Annotated in this window: 3 protein-coding genes and 2 pseudogenes; 3 read left to right on the top strand and 2 right to left on the bottom strand. The window is 64.0% G+C overall.

The features are described 5' to 3' along the window. Positions 1-96 precede the first annotated feature (96 nt). Positions 97-291, bottom strand: a pseudogene (locus AB0O89_RS14995) (transposase); the annotation flags it as partial. Between the two features lie 261 nt (positions 292-552). On the opposite strand from AB0O89_RS14995, the gene AB0O89_RS15000 reads away from it, so the two are divergent. Beyond that, on the top strand, positions 553-1,809 hold the full coding sequence (locus AB0O89_RS15000; protein WP_363499266.1) for an IS110 family transposase: 1,257 nt from the start codon (positions 553-555) through the stop codon (positions 1,807-1,809). A 1-nt stretch (position 1,810) separates the two neighbouring features. Here the strand turns inward: AB0O89_RS15000 and AB0O89_RS15005 are convergent. Continuing rightward, positions 1,811-2,891 (bottom strand): annotated as a pseudogene (locus AB0O89_RS15005) (IS256 family transposase); the annotation flags it as partial. A gap of 472 nt (positions 2,892-3,363) precedes the next feature. Between AB0O89_RS15005 and AB0O89_RS15010 the strand changes: the two are divergent. Beyond that, positions 3,364-3,678 (top strand): transposase, encoded by a 315-nt coding sequence (locus AB0O89_RS15010; protein ID WP_363499269.1) that lies wholly within the window; start codon positions 3,364-3,366, stop codon positions 3,676-3,678. Next, the coding region (locus AB0O89_RS15015; RefSeq protein WP_363499272.1) for an IS3 family transposase at positions 3,675-4,452 on the top strand (778 nt) is incomplete at its 3' end. The genes AB0O89_RS15010 and AB0O89_RS15015, both read left to right, overlap by 4 nt.

The following is a 4,452-nucleotide window of genomic DNA, read 5'->3' on the forward strand; positions in this document are numbered from 1 at the left end:
GGAACCGGCCGATGGACGTGCACCTGGGCCTTGCCGACCCCACCATCCCCAACTTCGAAAGAGAAGAAATCCTGCCAAATACTTGACGCGGGACACTTCGACGAGGCGTCCGCCGGCTTTGCGTTTGTCGGCGGGTTGGCCGCGTTCTTTCTCGCGGGCCCGTGCTCGTTTGTCTTCGATGTCGCAGATCGCGAGCCAGAGCAGCTTCACTGCCGCGGCATCGTTAGGGAAATGGCCTCTGGATTTGGTGACCTTCCGCAGCTGGTAGTTCAGCGACTCGATCGTGTTGGTGCCGGATATGAAAGTGGGAGGCGCCTCACGTGTTCGTCTGGCTGGCCGGGCCCCTGGGCTTGGTTCTACGGTGAGACCGTCCGGAACAGGGGCGTCCTTGGGAAATCGGTATGGGCAGGCCGTTCTGCATGATGGGCTGAGAGCCCGTGTTAGTAGGTGGCCGCCCTTGCGACTTGTCCGGCTGCGCCGTGAGCGCGAATCCGTAAGTGTCGGTTGCTCAGCCCTTTCCCGTCTTTGAGAACGAGTGGAAGGAGCACGGTGATGCCGAGATTCATCGGTATGGACGTGCATCGCGATTTCGCGCAGATCGCGATCGTCGAAGGAGACGAGGTTATCGATGCGGGAAGGGTGGATTGCAGGCCCGAGGCGCTTCGAGCGTGGGCTGCGCAACTCACCGTCGATGACCAGGTCGCGTTGGAAGCGACCGGCAACAGCGATGCGATTGCGGGCCTGTTGTCGCAGTACGCGGGCCGCGTCGTGGTGTCGAACCCGTTGAAGACGCGGGCGATCGCTGAGGCGAAGATCAAGACCGACAAGGTCGACGCGAGGATCCTCGCGCAGCTGCTTGCCGTGGACTTCTTGCCGCCGGTCTGGTTGCCCGACGATCGCACCGCGATGCTGCGGCGGATGACCACCGCGCGGTCGCATCTGGTGAAGCAGCGCACCAAAATCAAGAACCGCGTGCAGGCAGTGCTGCATCGCAACCTGATGCCGCGCCCGCCGGTGTCGGATCTGTTCGGGAAGACCGGCCGGGCATGGCTGGAGACGCTCCCGCTCCCCGAGGACGAACGCGCGTCGGTGACGTCGCTGCTGCGGCAGCTGGACTTCCTGGGCGGCGAGCTCGCGCATGCGGATCGGGCCATCGCGCAGCAAGCACTCGGGGATCAAGCCATACGACGACTGATGACGATCCCAGGGGTTGACGTCATCGTCGCGGTCTCGATCGTCGCCGCGGTGGGCGACTTCTCTCGGTTCGAGTCGCCCGACAAGCTCGTCGCCTATCTCGGGTTGCACCCGAAGATCCGGCAGTCCGGCAACTCCCCAGCGATCCATTCACACATCACCAAGGCCGGGCGCTCGTCGACGCGGGGCATGCTCGTCGAAGCAGCTTGGACTGCTGCGAAGGCGCCCGGGCCGTTTCGCGCGTTCTACCACCGCATCAAGCAGCGGCGGGGGTTCCAGATCGCAGTGGTCGCGACCGCACGGAAGATGCTCGTGCTCGCCTGGCACCTGGTCACCAAGGACGAGGACTATGCGTTCGCCCGCCCGAGCCTGGTCGCGTTCAAGCGCCGCAAGCTCGAGCTCACAGCTGGCGCACCACGAGCGACCGCTCGACGCGGCGCCGGCTACGACTACAACGACAAGCAGCTGCGCCGATTCGAACGCGATCTGATCGAGAAGAGCGAGCAGGCATACGAACGCCTCGTCGCCAGTTGGCAACCATCCCGGCCGGCTGGCGCCGACCGGATCGCCTTCCACCCCACTCGCGAAGCGGAGACCACCCCCTTGGGGACTTGACTATTTCATCCGTCGTGTAGATCACCCGCCGCAGCTCGGGCGGGAAAGCGAGGAACGGCGTGAAGCGGTCCCAGGCGTCCTGGAACGTCTTCACCGCTGACGGGTAACGCCGCCCGAAATCCGAGGCCGTGAACGTCTCGAGCGCGTCGAGAGCGGTGTCCTCGTTCGGCGCCTGGTAGATCGGTTTCAGTGCTGCCGCGACGGCTTTGCGGTCTTTGTAGTTCACGAACCGCATCGCCGCGCGAATCAGATGCACCACGCAGGTTTGCACGGTCGCTTCCGGCCAGGTCGCCGCGACCGCTTCGGGGAAGCCGGTGAGCCCGTCGCAGCAGACAATGAGCACGTCTCGAACACCCCGGTTAGCGAGTTCCGCGCAGACCGACGCCCAGAATTTCGCGCCCTCCGTGGCCTGCACCCAAATTCCGAGGACGTGTTTGATGCCGTCCATATCGACGCCGACCGCGATATGCGCGGCCTTGTTACGAACGTGTCCACCGTCGCGGATCTTCACGATGATCGCGTCGAGATAGATCACCGGGTAGAGCTTCCAACGGCCGATGCTGCCAGACAAGGACCTCATCTGCGACCTGATCGGTGATCTTCGAGATCGTCTCATGCGACAACTCGGTCCCGATCGTCGAGACCAGGTGATGCTGAATATCGCGGATCGTCATCCCGCCCGCGTAAAGCGAGATGATCATCCCATCGAGCCCGTCCAAGCGGCGCGCGCCCTTCGGAACGAGCATGGGAGCGAACGTTCCGTTCCGGTCCCGCGGGATCGCGAGCTCGACGTCACCGATCTCCGTCGATACGGTCTTGGGCGTCGTGCCGTTACGGGAGTTCGGATATAGCGACGCTTCGGCGTCGCCGCGGTCGTAACCGACATGCTCGGTGAGTTCGGCATCCAGCCCTCGCTCGAGCGCGGCTTTCAACATCCCGCTGAGCAGGCCCTGCTCGCCGGTGAGCGGCTCGCCAGCATCGATCTTCGCGAAGATCTCATCCAGCGCGCCCGACGCTTTCAGCTGATCGGCGATCTCCTTCTGCCGCCGGCGACGCTCCTCGCGCTCAGGGCTAACGGCCATGGTTTCCATACTGTGCTCCTTCGAGGTGAAACCTCACCCCTTACACAGACCATCTGACACGCCCTTCCGGATCAGGCCACCAGTTAGCCACCGAAACTGAAACCTAACCCGTGGGGCAGGTCAACCTGTCACCAGTTCGTTCCTCACGCCCCTTGACAGAGCCGAAGGCCTCTACTGAGGAACAACGAAAGAGCCGTAGGCTTCACCGCATCTCAGACCGGGAGTGAACCACCAGGATGGAAAGCCGTCGCACGCTGCCACCGAGCAGGACATCGCGAACGAGATGGCGTGGGAGTGCGCACGGTGAAGCGGAACTCCGTGACCTACTCGACTGGGAGCCCGAGACGGCTCATGCCTGCTTGAAACAAATCGCGCGCCAGCATCATTGAGATCGTCACAACGGCAAGAGATGCGGCCGCGAACTGATTCGCCCTGAGTTTCGTTCCGTTCTTTCCTTTTGGAGGATGGATTCATGCCAGGTCCGTATCCGGATGAGTTCCGTCAGCGTGCGCTGCGGATGCTGAGCGAGGCTCGCCCCGATCACAAGACCGATCACGCCGCGATCAAGCACGTCGCCGGCAAGCTCGGCGTCAACCCCGAGACGCTGCGATTGTGGAAGAAGCGCCTCGACGTCGACGAGGGCCGCCAGCCGGGGACCTCGAGTGAGGCGCAGGCGGAGATCAAGCGGTTGAAGAAGCAGATCGCCGAGTTGGAGAAGGCGAACGAGATCCTCCGGTCAGCGAGCGTGTTTTTCGCGGCCGAGCTCGGCCGCCCCTCGTCGAGATGATCGCGTTCGTCGACAAGATGCGTGATCGTTTCGGGGTCGAGCTCGTTTGCCGTGTGATGCGGCAAGCCGAGGTGGGTTTCCTTACCGCCCGCGGCTACCGTGCCGCGAAAGCGCGTCCCGCGTCTGCGCGGCAGCTGCGCGACGAGCTGCTGATCCCGGAGATCACCCGGCTGCATGCGGAGAACTACGGCGTCTACGGGGTCCGGAAGATGCATGCGCTGCTGCGCCGGCAGGGGTGGGTGATCGGTCGGGATCAGACCGGCCGGCTGATGCGGATCGCGCGTGTTCACGGGGTGAAACGGTCGAAGAAGGTCTTCACCACGAAGCCCGACCCGGCCAATGAGAAGCCGAAGGATCTCGTGCAGCGACGGTTAACCGCGGACGCGCCCCGAAGGCTCTGGGTCGCGGACGTGACCTACGTCGCGACCTGGTCCGGGTTCGCTTACGTCGCGTTCGTCACCGACGTGTTCTCCCGCCGCATCGTCGGGTGGAACGTCGCCTCAACACTCAAGGCCGACATCCTGCCGCTCCAAGCGTTGAACATGGCCGCGTGGGCTGCGGACGGGAACCTCGACGGGCTCGTCCATCACGCTGACCACGGGTCGAACTACCTCGCCGTGGTCTACACGGACCGCATCGAGGAGCTCGGCGCAACACCGTCGACCGGAACCGTTGGCGACACCCTCTTAACCGGTTATTCGACCCGCGAGCCCAGGCGGCGACACGCCGGTGGGCGTCGCGTCCGTCGCGTGTGTGACGCACGGGTGCAACATG

The sequence above is a fragment of the Microbacterium sp. NPDC076895 genome (genome assembly GCF_040687115.1).
GTDB lineage: Bacteria > Actinomycetota > Actinomycetes > Actinomycetales > Microbacteriaceae > Microbacterium.